A 25055-nucleotide genomic window follows, 5' to 3' on the forward strand; every position below is an offset into this window, starting at 1 on the left:
GGGATCACATCCGATGACCGCCATTTCCCTCCGCGACCTTCGCGTCGGCAACGACGAGCCCCTGGTCTTCCTGTGCGGCCCCTGCCAGATCGAGAGCCGCGCCCACGCGCTGGAGATGGCCGACGCGCTCGCCGCCATGGCGCGGGAGGCGGGGGTCGGGATGGTCTACAAATCCTCCTTCGACAAGGCGAACCGCACGAGCGTCGGCGCCGCGCGCGGCATCGGCCTGAAGGAGGGCCTCGCCATCCTTGCCGAGGTGCGGGAGCGCACGGGCCTGCCGACGCTGACCGACGTGCACACCGCCGAGCAATGCGCCCCGGCCGCCGAGGCGGTGGACGTGCTGCAGATCCCGGCCTTCCTGTCGCGCCAGACCGACCTGCTGCTGGCCGCCGGGGAGACGGGGGCGGCGGTCAACGTGAAGAAGGGCCAGTTCCTGGCGCCCTGGGACATGGCGAACGTGGCGGCCAAGATCGCCAGCACCGGCAATGAGCGCATCCTGCTGTGCGAGCGCGGCGCCTCCTTCGGCTACAACACGCTGGTCAGCGACATGCGCGCCCTGCCCATCATGGCGCGCACCGGCTACCCGGTGGTGTTCGACGCCACCCATTCCGTGCAGCAGCCGGGCGGCCAGGGCAGCAGCAGCGGCGGGCAGCGCGAATTCGCGCCCGTCCTGGCCCGCGCCGCCGTGGCGGTGGGCGTGGCTGCGGTGTTCATCGAGTGCCACCCAGACCCGGACAAGGCGCCGAGCGACGGGCCGAACATGATCCCGCTGCGCGAGATGCCGGCGCTCCTCGCGCGCCTCAAGGCGTTCGACGCGCTGGCGAAGTCGTGAGCCGCGCCCTCGTCCTCATCCCGGCGCGGATGCGCGCCACGCGCCTGCCCGACAAGCCGCTGGCCGAGATCGCCGGCCTGCCCATGATCGTGCAGGTCATGCGCCGCGCCGAGGAGGCGGGAATCGGCGAGGTGGTGGTGGCCACCGACGCGGAGGAGATCGCGGCGGCGGTGCGCGCGCATGGCGGCCGCGCGGTGATGACGCGCGCCGACCATCCCTCGGGCAGCGACCGCATCCACGAGGCGATCGAGGCACTGGATCCGGAAGGGCGGCAGGAGGTGGTGGTGAACGTGCAGGGCGACCTGCCCACCATCGCGCCCGCCGCCATCCGCGCCGTGCTGTCGGTGATGGAGGAGCGGGACGTGGCGCTCGGCACGCTGGTCGCGCCGATCGAGCGCGAGGAGGACCGCGAGGCGAGCCAGGTGGTGAAGATGGTCGGCAGCGAATGGAAGCCCGGCCGCTTCCGCTGCCTCTACTTCACCCGCGCCACCGCACCCTGGGGCGAGGGGCCGCTCTGGCACCATATCGGCCTTTATGCCTGGCGGCGCGACGCGCTGCGCCGCTTCGTCGCCCTGCCGCCCAGCCCGCTGGAGTTGCGCGAGAAGCTGGAGCAGCTGCGCGCGCTTGAGGCCGGGATGCGCGTGGACGCGCAGGCGGTGGACGACGTGCCGCTCGGCGTGGACACGCAAGAGGATCTCGACCGAGCGCGCGCGATGATGGCTCAGCGCGGCAGCGCAGCCGCCTCGTCGTAGAGGGCGAGCAGCGTCTCGATCCCCGGCCCTTCCATCTCCGGCGCGGGGGTGCGCGCCTCGGGCGGCAGCGCCGCCATCTCCATGATGCGGTCGGCGAGGTCGAGCGCGTCGCCGGCGCGGAAGGTCATGCTGCCGGGCAGCTCCTCCAGCTTCTCCGCGATGCCGCCGATGCCCGAGCCGATCAGTGGCCGGCCGGCCCGCGCCGCCTCGCGGATGATGAGGGGCGAGTTCTCCCACCAGATGGACGGCACGATCACCGCGTCCACGCCGCGCATCAGCTCCGTCACCTCCGCGTTCCGGTAGGGGCCGCGATGGATGAGGCGGCGCGGCGGCGTGGCCAGCACCTTCGCCACGTGCTCGCGGAAGGAAGTGGGCTGGTTCTCGGCGGAGCCGTGCAGCTCGATCACCGCGTCGGCGCCGCGCTCCTCCAGCAATTCGGCGGCGCGCACCAGCACGTCGATGCCCTTGAGGCGCGACATCTGGCCGAAGAACCCGGCGCGGAACGGTCCGCTCCGGCGCGGCGCCTCGGGGCCCGGGTCGTGCGGCGGCAGGTGGTTCTCCATCACGCGGAACCGCTCCCGCGGCAGGCCCCAGGCCACGTGGCGCTCCATCAGGAAGCGCGACGGGGCGATGAACAGGTCCACCTCGGCCAGGAAGCGCTTCAGCCACAGCTCGCGCAGGAAGAAGGCGCGCGGCTCGTGCTCCGGATAGCAGCGGTTGCAGCGCTGTGGGCTCGCATGGGTGCAGAGCACGAGGTCCGGCCGCGTCACCATCTGGCCGAAATGGTTGCAGATCAGCAGGAACTCATGGAGCGTCAGCACCAGCCGCGCCCCGGGCGCATGGCGCCGCACCGCCTGGAACAGCTCTACCCCCAGGCCGAGATAGTGGTGGACGTGCACCACGTCGGGCCGCAGCTCCTCCAGCAGCTCGCCGAATTCGCGCGCCAGGGCGGGGGAGGGGTTGGCGTGGCGGAAATGGTCGTAGCCCGGCGCCTCGGCCAGGAACTCGTCCTCGCCCCAGGGGCGCTGGATCACGACGCCGGTGCGGCGCGCGTGCCAGCCCGCATTGCCCGACAGGAAGAACGCGCGCACCCCGGGCGTTTCCTTCAGGCGGCGGAATTGCTCATAGGCCGCGATCTCCGCGCCCCCGCGCGTCAGGCGCGGATGGGTATGGCTGACCACGAGCACGCGCCGCTCGCGCGCAACAGGCGCGCTCACGGCGCGACTTTTGCGCCCCATCGTCGGTCGTGCCGCCATGCGTTGAACAGCGTCGCGTGGAAGCGCCATCCCGCGCCCTCCTCCTGAGATTGGCGCTCGAGGTGAAACAGGCGCGGCCCCGGGTCCACGGCGCAGCGCAGGCCGCGCTCGCGTAGGCGCAGGCACAGATCGGCATCCTCGAAATCGCCGATCACGAAGCCTTCGTCGAAGCCGCCCAGCGAATCCCAATCCTCGCGGCGCAGCACAAGGCAGGCGCCGGTGAGGGCCGGCGCGGCGATCAGACCAGCCCCCTCCGGCGCCGGGCGCGCCTTGCGGTCGTGGATGGGAAAGGGCCAGGGCGGCAGGCCGCGCACCGCCTCGAAGCGCATTCCCTGGTGCTGCACCGTGCCGTCCTCGAACAGCAGCAGCGGTGCAATGGCGCCGAGAGCCGGGTCGGCGTCGAGCCGCGCCGAAAGCGGGGCAAGGAAGCCCATCCCCTCGCCGGGATGGGGAAAGACATCCGAGTTGAGCATGCAGAGGTGGCGCCCGCGGGCGCGGCGCGCGCCTTCGTTGCAGGCGGGGGCGAAACCCCAGTTCTCCTCCAGCAGGACGAGGCGGAAGGGCAGGCCGAAGCGCGCATGGGCCGACAGGGCCAGCGCTTCCGTTTCCGCGCGGCGGCGCGGATCGTCCAGCACGTAGATCAGCTCCGCCTCCGGGTCCGGGGCGGCGGAAAACAGCGCCAGCTGGAACTCCATGAAGTCCACGCGCCCATGCAGCGGCACGACGACGCTGACGCGCGGCGCCTCGGGCAGGGCGCCATAGGCGATCTCCGTCGCCTCGCGCGGCCGCTGGAGGCGTGCCTCGTTCAGCGCCTCCACAGCCGGGCCGATCGTCCCCGCCATCACGGCAGCGAGGCGCGAGGGCGCGGCGCGCGGCGTTGCCAGCACCTGCCGGATGACCGGAAGCCCCGCCCCCTCCACCGGGGCCAGGGCGCGCTGCCCGACCTCGCCGTCGCGAAGCTCCGCCTCGATCCAGCACGTCTCGTCCGGAACGGGGCAGAGCGGGACAAAGGCGGTGAAGCCCCAGTCGTCGTGGTCCAGCGCGAAGGCGGCGCCCGCCGCCTCCCGCACGTCGGGGCGCGGGATGACGGCCCAGGCCGCCAGATCCACCGGATGCGACTCCGCCTCCGTGCAGACGCGCATCGCGGCGAGTTGCCGCCCCGGATCCACCAGCCAGCCCGTCAGCAGCATGCCCTTGCCGCCCAGCCGCACCGCCCGGTCCACGGCAAGGTGCACGGCCGAGGCCGCAAGCCGCGGCAAGGTATCCGTTCCTGAAAAGGCGCGGCGCGGGAGGAGGGGCTCCGCCGCGGCCCGCGCTTCGGCCGGCGCCTCGCGCAACGCGCGGCGGGCGCGTTCCAGGCCCTCCTCGGGCGAAAGGGCGCGGCAGGAAGGCGCGAAGGGAACAAGGCGCCCCGGCGCGACTTCCAAGGCGCGGATCTGCTGCGGCGGCATGGGCGGCAATTGCAGCAGGGCCGCGAAGCGGTCGCCTCCGCGCAGCGGCAGGCCCTGCACGGGCAGGGCGATGCGACCCAGATTGCCGTGCAGCGCGCCTTCGAACCGCCCGGCCGGGATCCCGGCGGCGTCGCGGCCGAAAAGGAGCAGGGTGCGGCTGGCCTCCAGGAAGGCCTGGGCCTCGACCAGGGACGGGGATGCGTTCACGCGCGGCGCTGCCTCGCTCAACCGGAACTTAGCCGCACCGTCTCGAGCGGCACGAGGCCCCGCGCCGCCTCGCGCGGCTCCGGCGTGCCGTCGGGCGCCGCCTCGTCCAGGCGGCGCCAGTTGCCCTGGCGCAGCACCTCGGCCGGGCGGAAGGCCGATTTGTAGGCCATCTTGCGGCTCTCCGGCACCCAGTAGCCGAGATAGACATAGGGCAGGCCGAGGCGGCGCGCCTCCTCCACCAGCCACATCACGGCAAAGGTCCCGAGGGAGCGGCGCTCCTCCTCGGGCGCGAAGAAGGAATAGACGGCCGACAGCCCGTCGGTGAGCCAGTCGGTGAGGCAGGCGCCGAGCAGCCGCGCGTTGCGGTCGCGGAACTCGACGAGGCCGGTGGTGATGGGCGTGTCCTCGACCATGGCGCGGTAGTCGTAGAAGCCCATCGCGGCCATGTCGCCGCCGCCGTGCCGCGACTGCTGGTAGTGCTGGAACAGCGCGAACTGCTCGGCCGAGGCGCGGGCGGGCACGGCGCGGGCCAGCAGGTCGGCGTTGCGCCGGCCGATCCGGCGCTGGGTGCGGTTCGGCTCGAACTCCGCCGCCACGACGCGGATCGGCACGCAGGCGCGGCAGCCGGGGCAGACCGGCGAATAGGCGATGTTGTGCGAGCGGCGGAACCCCGCGCGCGACAGGCGGTCGTGCAGCGCCTCGCTGTCCGTGCCGGTCAGCTCGGTCACGATCTTCCGCTCCGTGCGCCCGGGCAGGTACGGGCAGGGCAGGGGCGTCGTCGTGTAGAAGAATTGCGGGCGGCGCGGGCGTTGGTTCACAACCCCAATATCACCCCGCCGGGCCGCGGCTTCAATCGCCCGGACGCAGACCTGCGCTTTCCACAATCCCGCGGAACTTCTCCAGCTCCTCAGCCCAGAATCGCGCGAAGGCCTCGCGGCCCCGGAAGGTGATCGGCGTCGCGAGGCGCGCAAAGCCTTCCACCACCGCGGGAGCCACCATGGCGCGCTGGCAGGCGGCCTCGGCACGGGCCAGGAAGGCATCGGGCGTGCCGGCCGGGGCGAAGAGGCCGGACCAGATGGAATAAACGAGGTCCAGCCCTTCCTCCCGCGTGGTCGGCGTGTCCGGGAATTCGGGGGAGCGGGCGGGGGCCATGACGGCCAGGGCACGCAACCCGTTGGCCCGGATAGTGCCCGGCTGGTCCGCGAAAAGCGTCACGTCGCCGCGCAGCAGCGCCATCACCGCCTCGGCATTGCCGCGGAAGGGGATGTGGGTCATGCCGATCCCGGCGCGCCGGGCGATGTCGGCCGTGGCGATGTGCGGGATCGAGCCCGGCCCGGTCGAGGCGTAGTTGAAGCCCGCCCCCGCCTCCCGCGCGCGGGCCAGCGCTTCCCGCAGCGTGGCGGGGCCGTTCGGCGCAGCCATGACCACCACCGGCGTGTCGGCGACCTGGCAGATGCCGACGAGGTCGGTGGGGCGGTAGGGCAGGTCGCGCCGGAAATGCGGCTGCACCGCCATGGCGCCCACGGGGGAGAGCAGCAGGGTCTGCCCGTCCGGCCGCGCGCGGGCCACCTCCGCCGCGCCGATCGTACCGGCGGCGCCAACGGAGTTCTTCACCACCACCGGGACGCCCAGTTGCTGCGACAACTCGGGCGCCATGAGCCGCGCCATCAGGTCGGACGGCCCGCCCGCGACGAAGTTTACCACCACGGTGATGGGGGCCTGGGCCCGCGCCGGCAGGGCGAGGGCGGCCAGCATCAAGGCAAGCGTCAGCGCGCGCATTCCATTTCCTCCCAGGTCATTGGGGGAAGGCTAGGGCGGGCGCGGGCGTGAAGGCGAGGAAAACCGGCCGGTCAGGCCCAGTTCGGCTTCCGTTTCTCGCGGAAGGCGGCGATGCCCTCGCGTGCCTCGGGACCATTGGCCGTGCGACCGAAGGAGGCGGCGCCAGCCTCGGCATAGCCGTCCGGTGAGACGGGGCCGAGGGCCCGCAGCAGGGCCTTGGTCTCGGCGAGCGCAAGCGGCGCGCCCTGCGTCACCTCGCGCAGGGTGGCGGCGACCAGCGCGTCCAGCCCGGCGCGGTCGGGCGCGACCTCGTGCACCAGGCCCCTGCGGAAGGCGGCGGGGGCATCGATTACCGAACCCTCCAGCACCAGCCGCGCCGCTTGCGGCCGCCCCATGCGGCGGACCAGCCAGGGCAGGATCTGGGCGGGGACGAGGCCGCGCCGGACCTCGGGCGCGGCGAAACGGGCGTCGGACGCGGCGAAGGCGATGTCGGCCGCGCAGACGAAGCCGAGCCCGCCCGCATGCGCCGCGCCTTCCACGGCTGCGATCACCACCTGCGGCAACTCGGACAGGGCGAGGTAGCGCGCGCCGATGGCGCGGTTGCGCGCCTGCTGGGCGTCAGGCGAGGCCGCAACTTCCTTGAGGTCGAGCCCGGCACAGAAATGGCCGCCCGCGCCGCGCAGCACCACCACGCGGGCCGTGCTGTCGCCACGCAACTCCTCTAGCAGGGCGTCGAGCGCCTCCCCCATCCCGCCGCCGATGGCATTGCGGCGGGTGGGGCGGTTCAGCGTGACATGGACGACCGGTCCCTCGCGCGAGACGAGGACCGGCGGCGCCTCCGTCACCTCAGCGCTTCCACCAACCGGCCCGGCGAGGCGTGGCAGCCAGCTCCTCCACGGATTTCGGCTGGATAGCGGGACCGACCGTGACCTCGGCCTTCTCCGGCTCCGCCGCCTGTGCGGCGGGGGCAGGAGTGGAGGCGGGCTCCGGCGCCGGACCCTCATCGGGCTCCGCGGCCTCGGCCGGCGTCTCGCTGGCCTTGGGCGCCTCGGGTGCGGGGGAGGCCGGGTTCTCCGGCATCACCACCGGTTCCGGCTGGCGCGGGGTCAGGGCCTCGGCCGCGGCGGCCTCGGCGGCTTCCATCGCGGCGATCAGGTGGTCCTCATGCCCCGCGAAGGGATCGGCGGGGGTGGGGCCGGAATAGGAGCGATGCACGACCTCCATGGCCTGCATCGCCTCGGTCTGCGCCTCGGCCGGCGCGCCATCCTCGCGCCGGCGGCGTCCGCCCCGGCGTCCACGGCGGCGGCGCGACCGCTCCTCTTCGGTTTCCGTTGTGGTCGGTTCCTCGGCCACGTCCTGCCCTTCCGGTTGCTCGGGCTGAACGTCCCCTGCCTCGGCCGGTTGCTCCTCGGAAGCCTGGGCCTCGCCCTCACCGGACGCCTGGCTCTCGCCACCTTCGCGGCGGCCCCGGCGGCGGCGGCGGCGGCGGCGGGAGCGCTCCTCGGAATCGCCTGCTTCGGCCGTCCCGCGCTCGGGTGCGTCCTCCGCCTCGTCCTCGTCTTCCTCGGCATCGGCGGCGTAGTCCATGCGGATCGCGGCGGGGCGTTCCTCCTCGCGCGGCGGCGCCGCGGGGGCGCGGGAGCGCTCGATGCGCGTCTCGGCGCCGTGCAGCGCGTCGTCGCACTCGAAGACGACGGAAACGCCCCAGCGCCCCTCGATGTCGTTCAGCCGCTCCCGCTTCTTGTTCAGCAGGTAGAGGGCGACGGCGCTGCGGACATGCACCGTGACCTCGGCGGCGCGGCGGCGGGCGCATTCCTCCTCCACCGCGCGCAGCACGGCGACGGCGCTGCTTTCCAGTCCGCGCACCGTGCCCCGGCCGAGGCAATGTGGGCAGGTGATGAAGGCCGTCTCGTTCAGCGAGGGGCGCAGGCGCTGGCGGGACATTTCCAGCAGGCCGAAATGGCTGATGCGGCCGACCTGGATGCGCGCGCGGTCATGGCGCAGCGCCTCCTTCATCCGCTTCTCCACCATCGCGTTGTGGCGGTTGCTGTCCATGTCGATGAAGTCGATCACGATCAGCCCTGCGAGGTCGCGCAGGCGAAGCTGGCGGGCGATCTCCTCCGCCGCCTCCAGATTGGTCTTGAGGGCCGTGTCCTCGATGTTGCGCTCGCGCGTCGCGCGGCCCGAGTTCACGTCGATGGCGACCAGCGCCTCGGTCTGGTTGATGACGATGTAGCCGCCGGAGCGAAGCTGCACGGTCGGCTCATGCATCGCATCCAGCTGGGTCTCGACCGAGTAGCGGGCGAAGAGCGGGACGGTGCCGTCGCGGTAAGGCTGGATCTTGCGCAGGTGCTCCGGCATGAGCATCCGCATGAACTCGCGCGCCTGGCTGAAGGCCTCGTCGCCCTCCACCAGGATCTCGTCCATGTCACGGGCATAGCCGTCGCGGATGGCGCGCTTGATGAGATCCGCCTCCTCGTAGATCAGCGCCGGGGCCGTGGAGGAAAGCGTGCGGGTGCGGATGTTGTCCCAGAGCTGAAGCAGGTACTCGCAGTCGCGCCGGATCTCCGCCTTGGGGCGCTGGGCGCCCGCCGTGCGGACGATCAGCGACATGCCGCGCGGCATCTCCAGCTCCTCGATCACCTCGCGCAGGCGGCGCCGGTCGGTGGAGGAGGTGATCTTGCGCGACACCCCGCCGCCGCGCGGCGAGTTCGGCATCAGCACGGAGAAGCGGCCGGCCAGCGAGATATAGGTGGTGAGCGCGGCGCCCTTGTTGCCGCGCTCCTCCTTCACGACCTGGACGAGGAGGATCTGCCGGCGGCGGATGACCTCCTGGATCTTGTAGTTGCGCAGGAAGCGCGGCGCCTCGCGGCGGCGGGGACGGGACTCCTCGTCGGAACCCTCGCCATTCTCCCCGTTCTCGCCGTTGGCTTCCTCGCCGATGGTCTCGGGGGGCGGCGCGTCCTCGGAAGGAAGCAGCTCGACCCGGCCATTCTCGTCATCGGCCTCGCCCGACTCCGAATCGGAGGCGGCGCGGCTCGCGGCTTCGGCGTCGAGCTCGGCGGAGAGCGCCTCGGCGTCCGGGGCGGATTCCTCGGCGGGGAAGGCGGCATCGGGGCCGGGCATGGAGGGGGCGTCGCCCTCGGCGCCGGGCGCGGCATCGTCGGAGGTCACGGCCTCGGCCGCGGCGCGGCGGGCGGCGCGGGCCTCTGCGGCGGCCGCCTCGCGCTGGGAGCGGCGCTCCTCCTCGCGGGCCTCGGCCTCGGCCTCCTCGCGGGCCTCTGCCTCCTGCATCTCGACCAGCCTCTGCCGGTCGGCGACAGGGATCTGGTAGTAGTCGGGGTGGATCTCGCCAAAGGCGAGGAAGCCGTGGCGGTTGCCGCCATATTCGACGAAGGCGGCCTGGAGGGAGGGCTCCACCCGGACCACGCGGGCCAGGTAGATGTTGCCCTTCAGCGGGAGGCGGTTGGCGGCCTCGAGGTCGAACTCATCGACGCGGGAATTGTCCATCACGACAACCCGGGTTTCCTCCGGGTGTGCCGCGTCGATCAGCATGCGCTTGGTCATGGAAGGGGAACTCCGCGCCGCGGCGGGGCGGAAAGCGCATCGGCCGGCGGCGGAAAGGGAAGGAAAGGGAGTCCGGGCGGGGGCCGATCGGCGGCGATGTCGGGGACACGCAGCGACTTTCCTCGTTCCGGGGGCACGGCCGCCGCGTGTCCCTGCAATCGCAGGCAGCGGGGCGGCGCGCCCAATGGCGAACCCCCGCGAATGCGCGCCCTCCTAGGGGCGGGCGACCTGCGGCAAGCCGGAACCGGGACGAGCCAGGGGAGCGGCACTGCACCGCGGGCGCATGGGCAAGGCGGGCCAGCGGTGCACCGCGTCCAGGCGGCTTCCACGCGCGAGGCTCCATGCCTTGCCGCAGCACCGGTCGCTGGGGCGCTTCACCATAGCATCAGCGAAGGGGAGGGCAAGGCACCGCCCGTTCAGCCCTTCCCCAGCCGGTGCAGGATGCCCACGAGGCGCTCCGCCGCGGGGTCGAGCGTGTCGCCCCAATCCGCCGGGAGGTTCAGCGCCTCGCTCCGCCCGCGCCCTGCCTGCGCGCGCCGCGCGGCGCGCACCAGCCCGTCCGCGAGGCCCTCCACCGTGGCTTCCGTTGCCACGATGTTGGGGGAGAGCTCTTCGAGCACGGCCACACTCTTGCCCGCGAAGGCGTTGGTGACCGCAATCCCGCCCGTCGCCGCCATTTCCAGCGCCGGATAGCCGGTATGGGGCGACAGCATGGGCGCCAGCAGCACGTCGGCCTCGCGGAGCTGGTCGCCATAGGCGAGGTAGCCGCGCCAGGGCGTCGGGACGAGCGAATGGCCGCTGGAAAGCGGCAGGGTGGGCACGCCGCCCCGTCCGCCGATCGCCAGGATCTCCCAGCCGGCCAGGGCCGGATCGGCGGAGGCGCGGCGCAGCGCCTCCAGCCCCAGCCCGAACAGGTTCCGGTGGTTGCTGGGCCGCGCGTAGAAGAGGAGGCGCCGCGGCCGATCCCCCTCCGGACCGGCGGGTGGGTGGAAGACACGCCGCTCGATGGCCGGCTCGAACGTCGTGACGCGCTCGCGGAAGCCCGGCTCGGCGAAGCGGCCGACGCGGTGCTCGAAGAAATACTCGGCAAGCAGCCTTTCATTGACCACCGGCCAGAAATCCATCGTGTAGGTTTCGAGGGCGAGGGCGTGGTTGCTGGACCAGGGATAGAATCCCGCCTCGAACTCCTGGAGCATGTAGAGGAATTGTTGGGACCGCATCTGCGGCAGCACCGGCTTCAGCTGCTGCGCCGTCGTCCAGTGCGTCGCCATGAAGGTCTCGTCCGGGCCCACGGCGAGCGGGGCCTCCGGGTTGGTCGCGGGTGCGATTTCAATGGGCGGCACCTCCCCGCCCACCAGCGCCTCCGCATGCGCGTGCAGCCACGCCTCGCTGGCGCCCTTTCCCCCAGGGACCGTGGTGACGAAGCGCACCGGGATGCCGCGCCGCGCGATGCGGACGGCCAGGTTGAGGATCGTGTTCGGCCCCCCGGTCATCCCCTGCTCGCTGAGGGTGGGATTCAGCACGTTCAGGCGCTTCCCGGTGAGCGAAGGATCCAGGCGCACATGCATGGGGACCGGGTTCATGATGTCCACCAGGCGTTCCTCGAACAGCGCTGGGTGGGTGTACTGCATCAGATTCGTGGCGAAGGCCTGCGGGTCGCGCCGCATCAGCCGCGCCTGGCCGCGTAGCTTCCGGCTCAATGCGTCCAGCTTGGTCGCCATCCCCTGCAGCATTCGTTCACTCCTCGGTCCGAGGCGGTGCAACGCGCCGCAAACCCTCCCGTTTCGTCATTCCTGGCATTCATCCTCGCGACTGGATTTGCGGCGGCGCGAGAGGTAGAAGCGACACCTCGCGAGCTCGGGGGGGTACGCGGAATCATGATCTTGCTGCGGCGCCGGAGCCTTCTCCTTTCCCTTCTTGCGACGCCATCCCTGGCGTCGGCGCAATCCTCGTCCCGTACGCGCCTGCCTCTGGTCGTGCTCGATCCCGGCCATGGCGGTTCCGACCCCGGCGCGATCGGCCGCGCCGGCACGCAGGAGAAGCGCATCACCCTGGCCGTTGCCCAGCAGCTTCGCCGCCAGCTGGAAGCACAGGGCAGGGTGCGCGTGGCGATGACACGCTCGCGCGACGTCTTCGTGTCCCTTCGCCGGCGGGTCGAGTTCACGCGCGAGCGGGATGCGGCGCTGCTGCTGTCCATCCACGCCGACTCCCTGCCGCCCGGCCAGCCCTCCGTGCGCGGCGCCTCCGTCTACGTGCTGAGCGAGACGGCGACCGACCCGCTGGCGGCGGCGCTGGCGCGGCGCGAGAACTTGGCCGACCGCGCCGGGGGGCTGCGCCTGCCCTCCGTCACGCCGGAGGTGCAGCGCATCCTGCTCTCCCTCATGCGGCAGGAAACGCGGGCAGGGTCTGAGCGCCTCGCGCGGCTCACGGTGAATGCGCTGGATGGCGGCGTGCCGCTGCTGAACCAGCCGCTGCGCCGCGCGAGCTTCGTTGTGCTCAAGGCGCCCGACGTGCCCGCGGCCCTGGTGGAATGTGGCTTCTTGTCAAATTCGGGCGATGAGGCGGCACTGCGCCGCGCCGACCACCGCGCCCGCCTCGCCGCCTCGCTGGCCGAGGCGGTGACCGCCTTCATCGGCCGCCGCACCCTGGCCTGACCGGACGGGAGCGGCTAACAACCGCTCCATGTTTCGTTCCGGGAAGGAGAGTCCTTTGAGCTTCCAAGTTTCGCGCCGCGCCCTCGGCCTCGGCGCCGCGGGCGCGCTCGCCGCACCATCGCTCCTTCGCGCGCAGGCAGGCGGCCAGACCCTCACCATCGCGACCGGCGGCTCGATCACCTCCGTGGACCCGCATTTCTTCAATGCAGCGCCCAACTCCTCCCTCGCGCTGCACATCTTCGGCACGCTGGTCGAGCGCACCCACGACGCGAAGCTCATCCCCGGCCTCGCCACCTCCTGGCGCGCGGTGGAGCCGCAGCTCTGGGAATTCAAGCTGCGCGAGGGCGTGAAGTGGCACGACGGTCGCGACTTCACGGCGGAGGACGTGGCCTTCACCGTGACCCGCGCGCCCAACGTGCCCAACTCCCCGGGCGGCTTCGGCGGCTTTCTCCGCTCCATCGAGCGGACGGAGGTGGTGGACCCGCACACGATCCGCTTCCGCACCCGCTACCCGAACCCGATCCTGCCCACCGAGATGGCGTCCATCTTCATCATCTCGAAGCACGTGGGCGAGGGCGCCTCGACCGAGGACTACAATAGCGGCCGCGCCGCGATCGGCACCGGCGCCTACCGGCTTTCCTCCTACCGCCCCGGCGACCGCACGGAACTCGTCCGCAACGAGGAATTCTGGGGCGAGAAGGAACCCTGGGCTCGCGTCTCCTACCGCTTCGTCGCCAATGACGCGGCGCGCACCGCCGCGCTGCTGGCCGGCGACTTCGACATGGTGGACCAGGTTTCCTCCTCCGACCTCGCGCGGCTGAAGCGCGAGCCGCGCGTGGCGGTGAGCGAGACGGTGGGGCTGCGCGTCGTCTACCTGATGCCGGACTTTTCCCGCCAGGAGAGCCCGCCGGGGGTGACGGACAACAACGGCCAGCCGCTGGCCCGCAACCCGTTCCACGACGTGCGCGTGCGCCAAGCCCTGAACATGGCGATCAACCGCCAAGCCATCGCCGAGCGCGTGATGGAGGGGCAGGCCACCGCCACCAGCCAGTGGCTGCCGCCCGGCGTCTTTTCCCATGCCGACGACGTGCGCGTGGTGGGGCAGGACATCGAGCGCGCCCGCCGCCTCCTGGCCGAGGCCGGCTTCCCGCAGGGCTTCCGCCTGACGCTGCACACGCCGAATGACCGCTTCCCGAATGACAGCCGCATCGCCCAGGCAGTGGCGCAGTACTGGACGCGCATCGGCGTGCAGACCCAGGTGGACGCGCTGCCCTGGGCGTCCTTCTCCGCCCGCTCGAACCGTCAGGAATTCGCGATTCGCCTGACGAGCTGGGGCTCGGTGACGGCGGAGGCGGGCTACATGCTCGCCAACATCATGATGACCTACGATGCGCAGCGCCGCACCGGCGCGTCCAATTCCGGCCGCTTCTCCTCGCCCGAGCTGGACCGCATGGTGTCGGAAGCGGTCGCGGTCATCGACGACGCGCAGCGCGAGAAGGCGCTGCAGGATTGCGTGCGCTGGGTGGCGCGCGAGGTGCCGATCATCCCGCTGGTGCAGCTCAACCACACATGGGCGACCCGGCGAGGCCTTTCCTACCAGGCCCGGATGGACGAGCGCACCGTGGCGATGGGCGTGAAGCCCGCGCAAGGCTGAGACCACCGGCGGGCCGAGGCCCGCCGGTACCGGGCTGGGTGGGGCATGCTAGGATCGTGGCGATGAGCGCCCGCGCCCTGCATGCCGTCACCCGCTTCGGCCTCGGCCCCCGTCCGGACCAGCCCCTTCCGGCCGATCCGGAGCGCTGGCTGCGGGCGCAGATCCGCACCCCCGCGCCGCTGCCCGGCCCGGACGCGGCGGATTGCGGGCGCGTGTCGCGGTTGCGGCGCGACGATCCGGGCTTCATGCCCAGCGGCTACTTCCCGCAGGAGGCGCGGGCGTGGCTCGGGCGCCTGCTCCTTTCGCCGGACGGGTTCCTGGAACGCTGGACGGATCTGTGGTGCAACCACCTTTGCGTGAGCCGACGTGCCGCGGGCGTGTCGTCCTGGGGCGGCCATTACCACCGCACCGCGATCCGGCCGCATGTGTTCGGCCGCTTCGAGGACATGTTCCTCGCCGCCATGCGGCACCCGGCGATGCTCAACTACCTGGACAACGTCGCCTCCTACGGGCCGGGCAGCCGTGCGGGCCAGAACGGCAGGCTGACGGCGAACGAGAACCTCGCTCGCGAAACGCTGGAGCTGCACAGCGTCACTCTCGAAGGCGGATACGCGCAGGAGGACGTTGCCTCCCTCGCCCTCATCCTCACCGGCTGGAACATCGGTCGCGGTCCGGACTACCGGGAGCCGGAGGGCTTCCTGTTCCGCGGCATCCGGCACGAGCCCGGCCCGAAGCGCCTCATGGGCGAGACCTTTCCCGAAGGGGAGGAGGGCGGGGTCGCGGCGCTCCGCTTCCTGGCGCGGCACCCGTGCACCTATCGCAACCTCGCCCGCCGCATCGCCACGCATTTCATCGCGGACGACCCGCCCGCCGCCGCGCTGGCGCGGCTGGAAGCGTCGCTCTCCGCGAGCGGCGGCGACCTGGGCGAGGCCGCGCGAACCCTCGTCGCCTTGCCGGAGGCATGGCAGCCCCTGCGCAAGCTGGCGTCGCAGCAGGATTACGCGGTGGCGGTGCTGCGCGGAATCGGCGCCGGGGAGGAGGGAGTGGAGCCGCTGCTGAACCGCCTCGGCGCCTTCGACCAGCCGCTGTGGATGCCGCCCGCACCGATCGGCTGGCCCGACAAGGCGCCGGGCTGGAACGCGCCGGAGCAGCTGATGCGCCGCCTCGATTGGGTGTCCGCGCTGTCCTCCGGCCTCGCCGCCAACTTCCCGCTCGACCCGCCCGAACTGGTCGAGCGGCTGCGCGGGCCCCTGGCGCCTGAGGAGGTCCGCCTCGCCGTGGCGCGCGCGCCCTCGCGCCGGGAGGGCTTCATCCTCGCCCTCGCCCATCCGGGAATGCACCGCCGATGATGCAGCGCCGCCTCTTCCTGTCCGGAATCTCCGCTCTCGGCTTAGGAGCCTCCCGCCTGGCCCTTGCCGCCGGACCGGCGGGGGATGCGCGCCTCGTCGTGGTGAACCTGCGCGGAGCGCTGGATGGGCTGGCTGCCGTCCCGCCCATCGGGGATTCCGGGCTGGCTGCCCTGCGCGGCGAGGCATGGGCCTTCGAGCCGGGAACCGAGGGAGGCGCGCTCGACCTGGATGGGCGCTTCGGCCTGCATCCGTCGCTCGAGGGCATGCACGCGCTTTTCACGGCGCGGGAGGCGCTGGTCTTTCACGCCGTCGCCGGCCCTTGGCGGTCGCGCTCGCATTTCGAGGCGCAGGATCTGCTGGAGGGCGGGACGGAACGGCGCACGGAGAGCGGCTGGCTGAACCGTGCCCTGTCGGTCCTTCCGGCGGAGCCACGAGGCGAGCCGCGCATCGGCCTTTCGCTCGGCTCAGCCATGCCGCTGCTGATGCGTGGCAACCGGCCCGTGGGCAGCTTCACGGTCCCGGACCTGCCGCGTGCAGCGCCCGAAACGCTGGAGGTGCTGGCGCGCTGGCACGCCACGGACCCGCTTCTGGCCTCCGGCTTCTCGGACGGGCTGCGGGGACGCCGCTTCGGCAATGCGGCGGTGGGCGGCGACCCGGCGCTGCGCGACCGCGATGGGTTTCGCCGTCTGTCGCATGTGGCCGGCCGGATGCTGGCGCAGCGCCCCGGGCCGCGCGTGGCCGCGCTGGATCTGGGCGGCTGGGACACGCATGTCGGCCAGGCGGCGCGGCTGCGCGGCCTGCTGGCGCAGCTGGATGCCGGGCTGCTGGCCCTGCGTGACGGGCTGGGCGATGCCTGGGGGCGCACGGCAGTGCTGGTGATGACCGAATTCGGCCGCACGGCGCGCGTCAACGGCTCCGCCGGGACGGACCACGGCACGGGCGGCGCGGCCTTCCTGCTGGGTGGCGCGGTCGCGGGCGGGCGGGTCATCGCCGACTGGCCGGGGCTCCTGCCGTCGCGACTGCTGGAAGGGCGCGACCTCCTTCCGACGCTCGACCTGCGGCGCCTCGCCAAGGCGCTGCTGCGCGATCACCTCGCCCTGCCGGAGGAAGCGCTGGAGCGTGCCTTCCCCGGCAGCATCGCCGTCACGCCGCTGCCAGGGCTGTTCCGTCCGGCCTAGGGGGCGGGCGCCTTCACCTTCTTGTTCTCGTCTGCCGCGCGCCACAGGTACCAGGCCGCGATCGAGCGCCACGGCGCCCAGGCGGCGCCGATGACGGCGAGTTCCTTGGGCTTGGGCTGCGTCTCGGCCTTGTTGAGGATCTTCCACCCCTCGCGCACGCCGAAATCATCCACCGGCAGCACATCCGGCCGGCCCAGGGTGAAGATCAGCAGCATCTCCACCGTCCAGCGACCGACGCCGCGGATCGCGACCAGCCGCTCGATCAGCGCCTCGTCGGGCAGGCGCGCCGCTTCCTCCAGCGTGGGGACGAGGCCGCCGACGGATTTTTCCGCAATGTCGCGGATCGCCGCGACCTTGGAGCCGGAAAAGCCGCAGCCGCGCAGCGCCTCGGCCGGAAGGTCGAGCACGAAGCGCGGCGGCGGGAAGGCGTCGCCCGGATGCAGCGCCAGCAGGCGGTTCAGCATCGCCTCCGCCGCGCGCCCATGCACCTGCTGGTGGGCGATGGCGCGCACCAGCGCCTCGTAGGGCTCGCGCTGCTGCGGCACGAGGGCGCAGGGGCCGATGCGCTTGATCAGCGGCTTGAACAGGGGGTCGCGGCGCAGCGCGCGTTCGGCCTTGTCCCACATCAGCGCCAAGCCAGCATCGCAACGGTTCCCCAGAGCAGCGCCAGCCCGGCCATGGGCAGCGCCAGCCTCCACACCTGCCCCGGCCGCGCCGTGCCGTCCAGGGCGCACAGCATCGCCGTGCCCGCGATGGCGAGGCCCGCACCGCTCGCGCCCGCATAGTTGTGCAACGCGGGCGCGAGCAGGGGAGGCCACCCCAGCGCCGCGCCCAGCGCCGCCTGCACCGGCATCAGCGCGGCGTTGGAGCTGACATTGCTGCCGGTGACGAAGCCCGTCAGGAAGCCCATCGGCACGACGGCGTAGGCCGCGCCTGCGCCGGCGAGGGCACCGGCCAGCGCCGCCGCGATCCCGCCCCCCGCCAGCCAGCGACCGAACACGACGTAGAGCATCAGGGTCAGCGCCGGACGCCGTGCCCGTGCCAGCGCCGCGGCACTGCGTCCGATCCGCCCGCGTGACAGCAGCAGAGCCAGCGACACCGCCCACAGCACCACGGCGACATGGGTGAGTGAGAAGCCGGGCAGGTCAGGGAAGGGCCGCATCTCGGGCATGCCGGGAACGGCGCGCGCCAGCAGCAGACAGGCGATCAGCAGCAGGTAGGGCCACGCGGCGCCCAACGCCGTCCTGAGGTCGCGCGGCGGGTCGGCGCGCCACAGCGCCCAGGCCGCGACCGGACCGGTCGCGGCGATGCCCACCACCTCGAAGGGGAGAACGCAGTGCCACAGCACCAGCCCCACGCCGATGGCGAGGAGGCCGAGCGCCTGCACGGAAGCCTCCTGCCACGGCGGCGCCTGTCCGGCCCGAGCCTGCAGGGACCACAACACCGGCGCCAGCGACACCACCCAAGCCGCGCTGGGCCAGGCGGAAAGCGCGGCGGAATCATGCGCGGAGATGCCGACCAGCGCCGCGCCCAGCGCCGTGCCGGGCCCCAGCGCGCCCCAGGGCACCAGGACCAGCGCGTGCAGCGACAGCGCGACGGCCACCGGCCCGCGCAGCCCCATGCGGCGCAACGCCGCAAGCGCGAAGACCGCGCCCACCGCGAAGCCGGTCACGCTTTCCAGAAAGGCGCCGAGCGGCAAGGTGACGGCGAAGATGCGCGCAGGGCTGGCCGGGCGCTGCTCGGCGTCGCCCTCGCCTTCCACCGCGGCGTGGAACAGCAGCCCGCCGGTCATGATCGCCAGCGGCTGCAGGGCGAGCCAGGCGGCGCGCGGCGTCTCGGCGAGCAGGAAGGGCAGCACCGGTCCATCCAGCGTCAGGGCCAGGGCCGGCAGGCTCGCCGCCAGCGCGGCGAGGCATGCGGTGGCCGGCCCGGCGCGTCCGGTTGCAAGCAGGACCAGCAGCAGCGCGAGCGGCAGCGCCTGGAGGGCGAGCGTCACCGCCGCCGCGCCTCCGCGATCGTGATCACCACCGCCCCGGACAGGATCACGGCGCTGCCCAGCCAGGTCCAGCCATCCGGCGCCTCGCCCCACACCGCCCAGCCGAAGCCGGCGATGACCACGAGGCGCAGGTATTGGAAAGGCGCGACGGCGCTCGCTTCCCCGGCGCGCAGCGCCTCCGTCAGCAGCCAGATGATGCCCGGCGTGAACAGCCCAAAGAAGACGAGGATGGCGAAGTCGGCGGGACCGATCGGCTGCCAGGTGGCGATCGCGAAAGGCAGGGTGAAGGCGGTCGTCACCAGCCCGACCCAGGCCACGATGGTCCCGGTCGGCTCCGTCCGCGCGAGCATGCGGGAGGTGAGGGTGATGCCGCACCAGGTCAGCGCCGCGCCCAGCGCGACCAGGGCGCCGCCCAGCGGCAGGTCGGTGCCGGGCCGCAGCATCACCGCCACGCCCAGCAGCCCCAGCAGCGTGCCGGCCCAGCGCGCCGCGCCGACGCGCTCGCCCAGCACGGGCCGCGCCAGCATCGTGGTGAACATCACGTTGGTGAAGGACAGCACCGTGGCCGCGGCGAGCGAAAGCTGCGTGAAGGAGATGAAGTAGAGCCCCCAGGTCAGCACGGAGGACATGCCGCGCAGCAGGTGCATGAACGGCCGGTCCGTCCGGAACAGCGAGAACCCGCGTGCGACGATCAGCGGCGTCACCCATACCAGCTGCCCTGCGGCGCGGAACAGGACCTGGGTGGCGGTGGGGATGCCGCGGTCGCTCATCCAGCGGATGAACAGCGCCTCGGCCGCGAAGACCATGGCGCCCAGCGACATCAGGATGGCGCCGCGCAGATTGCCCGGCAGGGCGGCGAAGCGCGTCCTCATCCGCCGATTGTCCGCGCCGCCCGAAGGGCTGGCAAGCCCATGGCCCGAAGCCTAGTCTCGCTTCCAACGACCGAAGGAGGCGCCCGATGTCAGGCTACGACGACGCCTATGCCGAGTGGCGACGCGATCCGCTGGGCTGGTGGATGGAGGCGGCGCGCGGCATCGCCTGGACGCGCTTCCCCGGCACCGCCTTCGACCCTGGCCAGGGTCCCTTCGGGCGCTGGTTCCCGGACGGGCGGCTGAACACCTGCCACAACGCGCTGGACCGACACGTGGAAGCGGGGCGCGGCGACGCGGTGGCGCTGATCTGGGACAGCCCGATGACCGGGCAGGTGCAGCGCTTCACCTACGCGGAGATGCTGGAGCGAACGGCGAAGCTGGCAGGTGCGCTGGCGGCGCGCGGCGTCAGCAGGGGCGATCGCGTCATCCTCTACATGCCCATGGTGCCCGAGGCGGCCATCGCCATGCTGGCCTGCGCGCGGCTGGGCGCCATCCATTCCGTCGTGTTCGGCGGCTTCGCGGCGGCGGAGCTGGCGGCGCGCATCGAGGACGCCACGCCCAAGGCGGTGATCGCGGCGTCCTGCGGCCTCGAACCGGGGCGCGTCGTCGCCTACAAGCCGCTGCTGGACGCGGCCATCGGCCTGTCGCCGCACAAGCCGGAATTCTGCGTCATCCTCCAGCGCGAGCAGGCGCGGGCCGAGATGGTGGAAGGCCGCGACTTCGACTTCGCGGCCGAGGAGGCGTCGGGCCAGCCGCACGCGCCGGTCGAGGTGGCGGCGACCGACCCGCTCTACATCCTCTACACCAGCGGCACGACCGGGAAGCCCAAGGGCATCGTGCGCGACAATGGCGGCCACGCCGTCGCGCTGCACCGCTCCATCTCCATGATCTACGGCCTCAAGCCCGGCGACGTGTTCTGGACCGCGAGCGACGTCGGCTGGGTGGTGGGCCATTCCTACATCGTCTACGCGCCGCTCCTTGCCGGGGTGACGAGCGTGATGTTCGAGGGCAAGCCGGTGGGCACGCCCGATGCCGGCACCTTCTGGCGCGTCTGCGCCGATCACGGGGTGAAGCTGCTGTTTACCGCCCCCACCGCGCTGCGCGCCATCAAGAAGGAGGACCCGGAGGGCGCGATGATGAAGCGCCACGACCTGTCGCGGCTGGAGGCGCTGTTCCTGGCCGGCGAGCGCTGCGACCCGCCCACCGCGATCTGGGCGGCAGAAAAGCTGGGCGTGCCGGTGGTGGATCACTGGTGGCAGACCGAGACGGGCTGGCCCATCACCGCCGGGTTCCGCGAGTACGGGTTGTTCGCGCCGCGTCCCGGCTCGGGCGGCCGTCCCTCGCCGGGCTACGACGTGGCGGCGCTGGACGTGCAGGGGAACGAGGTGCCGCGCGGGCAGCAGGGCGCGCTGGCGCTGCGCCTGCCGCTGCCCCCCGGCTGCGCGCCGACGCTGTGGAACGCCGAGGAGCGCTACCGCCAAGCCTATCTTTCCACCTTCCCGCATTTCTACGACACCTCGGATGCCGGGACGGTGGACGAGGAAGGTTTCGTCTGGGTGATGGGCCGCACCGACGACATCATCAACGTCGCCGGGCACCGGCTTTCCACCGGCCAGATGGAGGAGGTGCTGGCCTCCCACCCCGATGTCGCCGAATGCGCAGTGGTGGGCGCAGCCGATGCGCTGAAGGGCCAGGCGCCGCTTGGCCTTGTCGTGCTGAAGGCCGGTGTCCAGCGGGAGGAGGCGGAGGTGGCGCGCGAGCTCGTCGCCCTGGTGCGCGAGCGCATCGGGCCGGTGGCGGCCTTCAAGGAGGCGCGCGTGGTGCCGCGCCTGCCCAAGACGCGCTCCGGCAAGATCCTGCGCGCCACGATCCGCAAGATCGCCGACCGCGAGGACTACGTGGTCCCGCCCACGATCGACGACCCGGTGATCCTCGACGAGATCAGCGAGGCGCTGTCCCGATGATCCGCGCGGAACGACGCAACGACGGCGTGGCGCTGCTGGTGCTGGACCGGCCGGCGCAGCGCAACGCCCTGTCCCTCCCCATGCTGGAGGCGCTGCGCGCGGCGCTGCGCGAGGCGGAGGATGCGCGCTGCATCGTGCTCGCCGCCGAGGGTCCGGCCTTCTGCGCCGGCCACGACATGCGCGAACTGACCGAGGCGCGCAGCCGGCCCGATGGCGGCCGCGAGTTCTTCGCCCGCACCATGGCCCTGTGCGGCGAGGTGATGCGCGCCGTGACGGAGCACCCCGTGCCCGTCATCGCGGCGGTGGAGGGGATCGCCACCGCTGCCGGCTGCCAGCTCGTCGCCGCCTGCGACATGGGGATCGCCGCGCCCGGGGCGAAGTTCTGCACGCCGGGGGTGGAGATCGGGCTGTTCTGCTCCACCCCGGCCGTCGCCTTGTCGCGCGCCGTGAGTCGCAAGGCGGCGCTGGAGATGCTGTTCACCGGCCGCTTCGTTTCGGCGGAGGAGGCGGCGCGCCTCGGCCTCGTGAACCGGGTGGAGGCCGATCCGCGCATAGCGGCGCTGGAGATGGCGTCGCGCATCGTGGGGCGCAGCGGCGTCGCCATCCGCATGGGCAAGGCCGGCTTCAACCGGCAATGCGGCCTTGACCTCGCCGCCGCCTACGAGGCCGCGGCGACGGTGATGGTGGAGAACATGATGGCGGCGGATGCGGAGGAGGGCATCGGCGCCTTCCTCGGCAAGCGCGCGCCCAACTGGACGGATCGCTGATGATCGACGACCTGCCGCGCACGCCGGCCAATTTCCAGTCGCTGACGCCGCTCCTGTTCATGGAGCGCTCGGCCGCGGTGTTCCCGGACCAGACCGCCGTGGTGCACGGCGCGACGCGCCGCACCTATCGCGAGACGCGCGACCGCTGCGTGCGCCTTGCCGACGCGCTGCGGCGGCGCGGCATCGGTCGCGGCGACGTGGTGGCGGCGATCCTGCCCAACATCCCGCCCATGCTTGAATGCCATTTCGGCGTGCCCATGGCCGGCGCCGTGCTGAACACGATCAACACGCGGCTGGACGCGGCGACGGTCGCCTACATCCTCGATCATGGCGAGGCGAAGGCCGTGATCGTGGACCGCGAATTCGTGCCCGTGCTGCGCGCCGCCCTCGCGCAGTCCGACAACCAGCCCCTGGTGATCGAGTTCAACGACGCCGAGGCGCCGTCCGACGACACGCTGGGCGGGGTGGATTACGAGGCGCTGCTGCAGGAGGGCTCGCCGGACTACGCCTGGGAGGTTCCGCGCGACGAGTGGGACGCCATAGCGCTGAACTACACCAGCGGCACCACGGGCAAGCCCAAGGGCGTGGTGTATCACCATCGCGGCGCGCACCTGCTGGCGGTGGGCAACGTGCTCTCGGCGGCGCTGGGGCGGCACCCGGCCTATCTATGGACGCTGCCCATGTTCCACTGCAACGGGTGGTGCTTCCCGTGGACCATCACCGCCATGGCCGGCACCCATGTCTGCCTGCGGGCGGTGCGTGGCCCCGCCATGTGGGCTTTGCTGGCACAGGAGCGCGTCACGCACATGTGCGGCGCGCCCATCGTGATGAGCACGCTGCTCCAGGTGCCGGAAGCGGAGCGCCCGGCCCTGGCCGGCCCCGTCACCTTTGTCGTGGCCGGTGCGCCGCCGCCGGAGGCGGTGCTGGCCGCCATGCGCGCCAACGGCTTCGGCGTGCTGCATGTCTATGGGCTCACCGAGGTCTATGGCCCAGCCGTCACCAATGAATGGCACCGCGAATGGAACGACGCGTCGCCCGCCGAGCAGGCGCGGCTGATGGCGCGGCAGGGCGTGCGGTATTTGGCGCTGGAGGCGTTGGAGGTGATGGATCCCGCCACCATGACCCCCGTCCCCGCCGACGGCGCGACGATGGGCGAGGTGATGCTGCGCGGCAACGTGGTGATGAAGGGCTACCTGAAGGACAAGGCGGCCACCGAGGCAGCCTTGGCCGGGGGGTGGTTCCATTCCGGCGACCTCGCGGTGCGGCACCCGGATGGCTACGTCCAGCTGCGCGACCGCTCCAAGGACATCATCATCTCGGGCGGCGAGAACATCAGCAGCATCGAGGTGGAGGACGTGCTCTACAAGCACCCCGCCGTCGCGGTCGCCGCCGTGGTCGCCCAGCCCGACGAGAAATGGGGGGAGGTGCCTTGCGCCTTCGTGGAGTTGAAACCGGGCATGGAGGCGACCGAAAGCGACCTGATCGCGCATTGCCGCGCCGCCCTCGCCGGGTTCAAGGCTCCGAAGCGCGTGGTGTTCGCCGAGCTGCCCAAGACCAGCACCGGCAAGATCCAGAAGCACGAGCTCAGGAAGCGGCTTCCTTCGACATGACGGCGTAAAGGAAGGCCAAGGCGGCGAGGACGCCGATCGCGGCCAGCAGCCAGGGCACGGCGCCGTAGCCGCCCTGCGCTTCCCAGATCAGCGCGACCAGGATGGGTGCCGCCACGCGTGGCCCCACCGAGACCAGGGTGAGGGCGCCGGTCACCGCGCCGTATCCCTCGCGCCCCAGGATCTCCGCCGTGCCGGCGGAGCGGACGATGGTGAGCAGCCCATCCGCCATGGCCCAGAACAGCACGAAGGGCAGGAGTGCGGTGAACTCCGCCGGGGCGAGAGCGAGCCAAAGCAGCCCCAGCGGCAGCAGCCAGGTGGAGATCACCCCCACCACTTGCGTCGAGGCGCGGGTGCCCAGCAGGAACAGGCCGATCCGCGCCGCCACCTGGAAGGGCCCGTGCAGCGCGGCGAGCAGGATGACGCTCGCTTCCGGCAGGTCCAGTTCGCGCAGCAGGGGCACCAGATGCGCGCCCATCGCCGTGCCGATGAAGGCGTGGCCAGCAAAGCAGAGGGCCAGCCCCCAGAAGGCCGGGCGCCGCAGCGCCGCGCGCAGTCCGCCGCCCGGCAGCGGCGTGGCGACGCGGGCCGGGGCCGCGCTGAACTGCCACCACGCGACGGCGGCCGCGACGCATTCCAATGCGGCGAGCACCAGCAGCGCGTCGCGCCAGCCCAGCGCCCCGACCAGCGCGGCGTTCAGGGGGATGAAGATCGTGCCCGTGAAGCCGGTGAGGAAGGTGATCAGCGTGATGGCGCGCATCGGCTCCCGCGCCAGCGCGACCACCACCGCCATGGCCGGGGTCCAGAGCGCCGTCGCGTGCGCGCAGCCGATCACTACCCAGGCGAGGTAGAACACGGCGGGGTGCGTCGCGGTGGACCACATCACCAGCCCCGCCGCGCCCAGCAGCGGGCCGCCGACCAGCGGCAGCTTGCCGCCCTCGCGGTCCACGTGGCGCCCGACCGGGATGGCCAGCGCGCCCGCCACCAGCAGCCCCAGGGTGAAGGCCCCGTTCAGCAGCGCGCGCGACCAGCCGAGATCCGCCTCCATCGGCTGCACCACCAGGGCGAACGGCGTGAACAGCGTGCCCCAGCCAAGGGTCTGCGTCAGCGCCGTCGCGAGGATCAGCGCCAGATCGGGGCGTTTCATGGACGGGCGTTCGGCCGTGGACG

The 25055-nt window shown here is 72.4% G+C and carries 20 protein-coding genes; 9 read left to right on the forward strand and 11 right to left on the reverse strand.

What is annotated here, in order from left to right:
- Positions 1-13 precede the first annotated feature (13 nt).
- Together kdsA and OF850_RS14755 are read left to right on the forward strand one after the other, a co-directional pair.
- Complete coding sequence (gene kdsA / locus OF850_RS14750) at positions 14-832, forward strand: 3-deoxy-8-phosphooctulonate synthase (protein WP_301591034.1); 819 nt, start codon at positions 14-16, stop codon at positions 830-832.
- Positions 829-1584 (forward strand): 3-deoxy-manno-octulosonate cytidylyltransferase, encoded by a 756-nt coding sequence (locus OF850_RS14755; RefSeq protein WP_301591035.1) that lies wholly within the window; start codon positions 829-831, stop codon positions 1582-1584. Before kdsA ends, OF850_RS14755 begins: the two co-directional genes overlap by 4 nt.
- Here OF850_RS14755 and OF850_RS14760 read toward each other — a convergent pair.
- The 7 genes from OF850_RS14760 to OF850_RS14790 all read right to left on the reverse strand — a co-directional run bounded on the left by OF850_RS14760 (position 1554) and on the right by OF850_RS14790 (position 11577).
- Positions 1554-2801 (reverse strand): glycosyltransferase family 4 protein, encoded by a 1248-nt coding sequence (locus OF850_RS14760; RefSeq protein ID WP_301591036.1) that lies wholly within the window; start codon positions 2799-2801, stop codon positions 1554-1556. The genes OF850_RS14755 and OF850_RS14760 overlap by 31 nt on opposite strands.
- Positions 2798-4498, reverse strand: coding sequence for a glycosyltransferase family 2 protein (locus OF850_RS23705; RefSeq protein ID WP_301591038.1), 1701 nt, complete (start codon positions 4496-4498; stop codon positions 2798-2800). Before OF850_RS23705 ends, OF850_RS14760 begins: the two co-directional genes overlap by 4 nt.
- Before the next feature lie 17 nt (positions 4499-4515).
- Positions 4516-5316: an arginyltransferase gene (locus OF850_RS14770; RefSeq protein WP_301591039.1), complete on the reverse strand. Its 801-nt coding sequence runs from the start codon at positions 5314-5316 to the stop codon at positions 4516-4518.
- A 31-nt stretch (positions 5317-5347) separates the two neighbouring features.
- A complete protein-coding gene (locus OF850_RS14775) occupies positions 5348-6277 on the reverse strand; it encodes a Bug family tripartite tricarboxylate transporter substrate binding protein (RefSeq protein ID WP_301591040.1) in 930 nt (309 codons plus the stop codon).
- A 71-nt stretch (positions 6278-6348) separates the two neighbouring features.
- Positions 6349-7122, reverse strand: a complete 774-nt coding sequence (locus OF850_RS14780) for an enoyl-CoA hydratase/isomerase family protein (RefSeq protein ID WP_301591041.1) — start codon at positions 7120-7122, stop codon at positions 6349-6351.
- Between the two features lies 1 nt (position 7123).
- A complete protein-coding gene (locus tag OF850_RS14785; protein WP_301591042.1) occupies positions 7124-9844 on the reverse strand; it encodes an Rne/Rng family ribonuclease in 2721 nt (906 codons plus the stop codon).
- 416 nt (positions 9845-10260) lie between these two features.
- Entirely contained in the window at positions 10261-11577 is a 1317-nt protein-coding gene (locus OF850_RS14790) for a rhamnosyltransferase WsaF family glycosyltransferase (protein WP_301591043.1), read from the reverse strand.
- 144 nt (positions 11578-11721) lie between these two features.
- Between OF850_RS14790 and OF850_RS14795 the strand changes: the two genes are divergently transcribed.
- The 4 genes from OF850_RS14795 to OF850_RS14810 all read left to right on the forward strand — a co-directional run bounded on the left by OF850_RS14795 (position 11722) and on the right by OF850_RS14810 (position 16679).
- Positions 11722-12498: an N-acetylmuramoyl-L-alanine amidase family protein gene (locus tag OF850_RS14795; RefSeq protein WP_301591044.1), complete on the forward strand. Its 777-nt coding sequence runs from the start codon at positions 11722-11724 to the stop codon at positions 12496-12498.
- Between the two features lie 55 nt (positions 12499-12553).
- Entirely contained in the window at positions 12554-14152 is a 1599-nt protein-coding gene (locus OF850_RS14800) for an ABC transporter substrate-binding protein (protein WP_301591045.1), read from the forward strand.
- 62 nt (positions 14153-14214) lie between these two features.
- The gene (locus tag OF850_RS14805; protein ID WP_301591046.1) at positions 14215-15501 is read left to right on the forward strand and encodes a DUF1800 domain-containing protein; all 1287 of its coding nucleotides are present in this window, start codon (positions 14215-14217) and stop codon (positions 15499-15501) included.
- Positions 15498-16679, forward strand: a complete 1182-nt coding sequence (locus OF850_RS14810) for a DUF1501 domain-containing protein (RefSeq protein ID WP_301591047.1) — start codon at positions 15498-15500, stop codon at positions 16677-16679. The genes OF850_RS14805 and OF850_RS14810 overlap by 4 nt, the downstream gene beginning before the upstream one ends.
- On the opposite strand, the gene OF850_RS14815 is transcribed toward OF850_RS14810, so the two are convergent.
- The 3 genes from OF850_RS14815 to OF850_RS14825 are packed head-to-tail and all read right to left on the reverse strand — an operon-like array spanning position 16676 to position 19547.
- Positions 16676-17305: a DNA-3-methyladenine glycosylase family protein gene (locus OF850_RS14815; RefSeq protein ID WP_301591048.1), complete on the reverse strand. Its 630-nt coding sequence runs from the start codon at positions 17303-17305 to the stop codon at positions 16676-16678. The genes OF850_RS14810 and OF850_RS14815 overlap by 4 nt on opposite strands.
- Positions 17305-18675: an L-lactate permease gene (locus tag OF850_RS23710; protein ID WP_301591049.1), complete on the reverse strand. Its 1371-nt coding sequence runs from the start codon at positions 18673-18675 to the stop codon at positions 17305-17307. Before OF850_RS23710 ends, OF850_RS14815 begins: the two co-directional genes overlap by 1 nt.
- On the reverse strand, positions 18672-19547 hold the full coding sequence (locus tag OF850_RS14825; protein ID WP_301591050.1) for a DMT family transporter: 876 nt from the start codon (positions 19545-19547) through the stop codon (positions 18672-18674). Before OF850_RS14825 ends, OF850_RS23710 begins: the two co-directional genes overlap by 4 nt.
- Positions 19548-19633: 86 nt before the next feature.
- Here OF850_RS14825 and OF850_RS14830 point away from each other — a divergent pair, with 86 nt between their 5' ends.
- Genes OF850_RS14830 through OF850_RS14840 form a run of 3 tightly spaced genes read left to right on the forward strand, consistent with a single transcriptional unit; the run spans position 19634 to position 23888 of the window.
- Complete coding sequence (locus tag OF850_RS14830) at positions 19634-21511, forward strand: AMP-binding protein (RefSeq protein ID WP_301591051.1); 1878 nt, start codon at positions 19634-19636, stop codon at positions 21509-21511.
- Entirely contained in the window at positions 21508-22278 is a 771-nt protein-coding gene (locus OF850_RS14835) for an enoyl-CoA hydratase (protein WP_301591052.1), read from the forward strand. Before OF850_RS14830 ends, OF850_RS14835 begins: the two co-directional genes overlap by 4 nt.
- The gene (locus OF850_RS14840; RefSeq protein ID WP_301591053.1) at positions 22278-23888 is read left to right on the forward strand and encodes an acyl-CoA synthetase; all 1611 of its coding nucleotides are present in this window, start codon (positions 22278-22280) and stop codon (positions 23886-23888) included. The genes OF850_RS14835 and OF850_RS14840 overlap by 1 nt, the downstream gene beginning before the upstream one ends.
- Here the strand turns inward: OF850_RS14840 and OF850_RS14845 are convergent.
- Complete coding sequence (locus OF850_RS14845) at positions 23863-25032, reverse strand: MFS transporter (protein ID WP_301591054.1); 1170 nt, start codon at positions 25030-25032, stop codon at positions 23863-23865. The genes OF850_RS14840 and OF850_RS14845 overlap by 26 nt on opposite strands.
- Positions 25033-25055 lie beyond the last annotated feature (23 nt).

The sequence above is a fragment of the Sabulicella glaciei genome (assembly GCF_026183895.1).
Classification (GTDB): domain Bacteria; phylum Pseudomonadota; class Alphaproteobacteria; order Acetobacterales; family Acetobacteraceae; genus Roseococcus; species Roseococcus glaciei.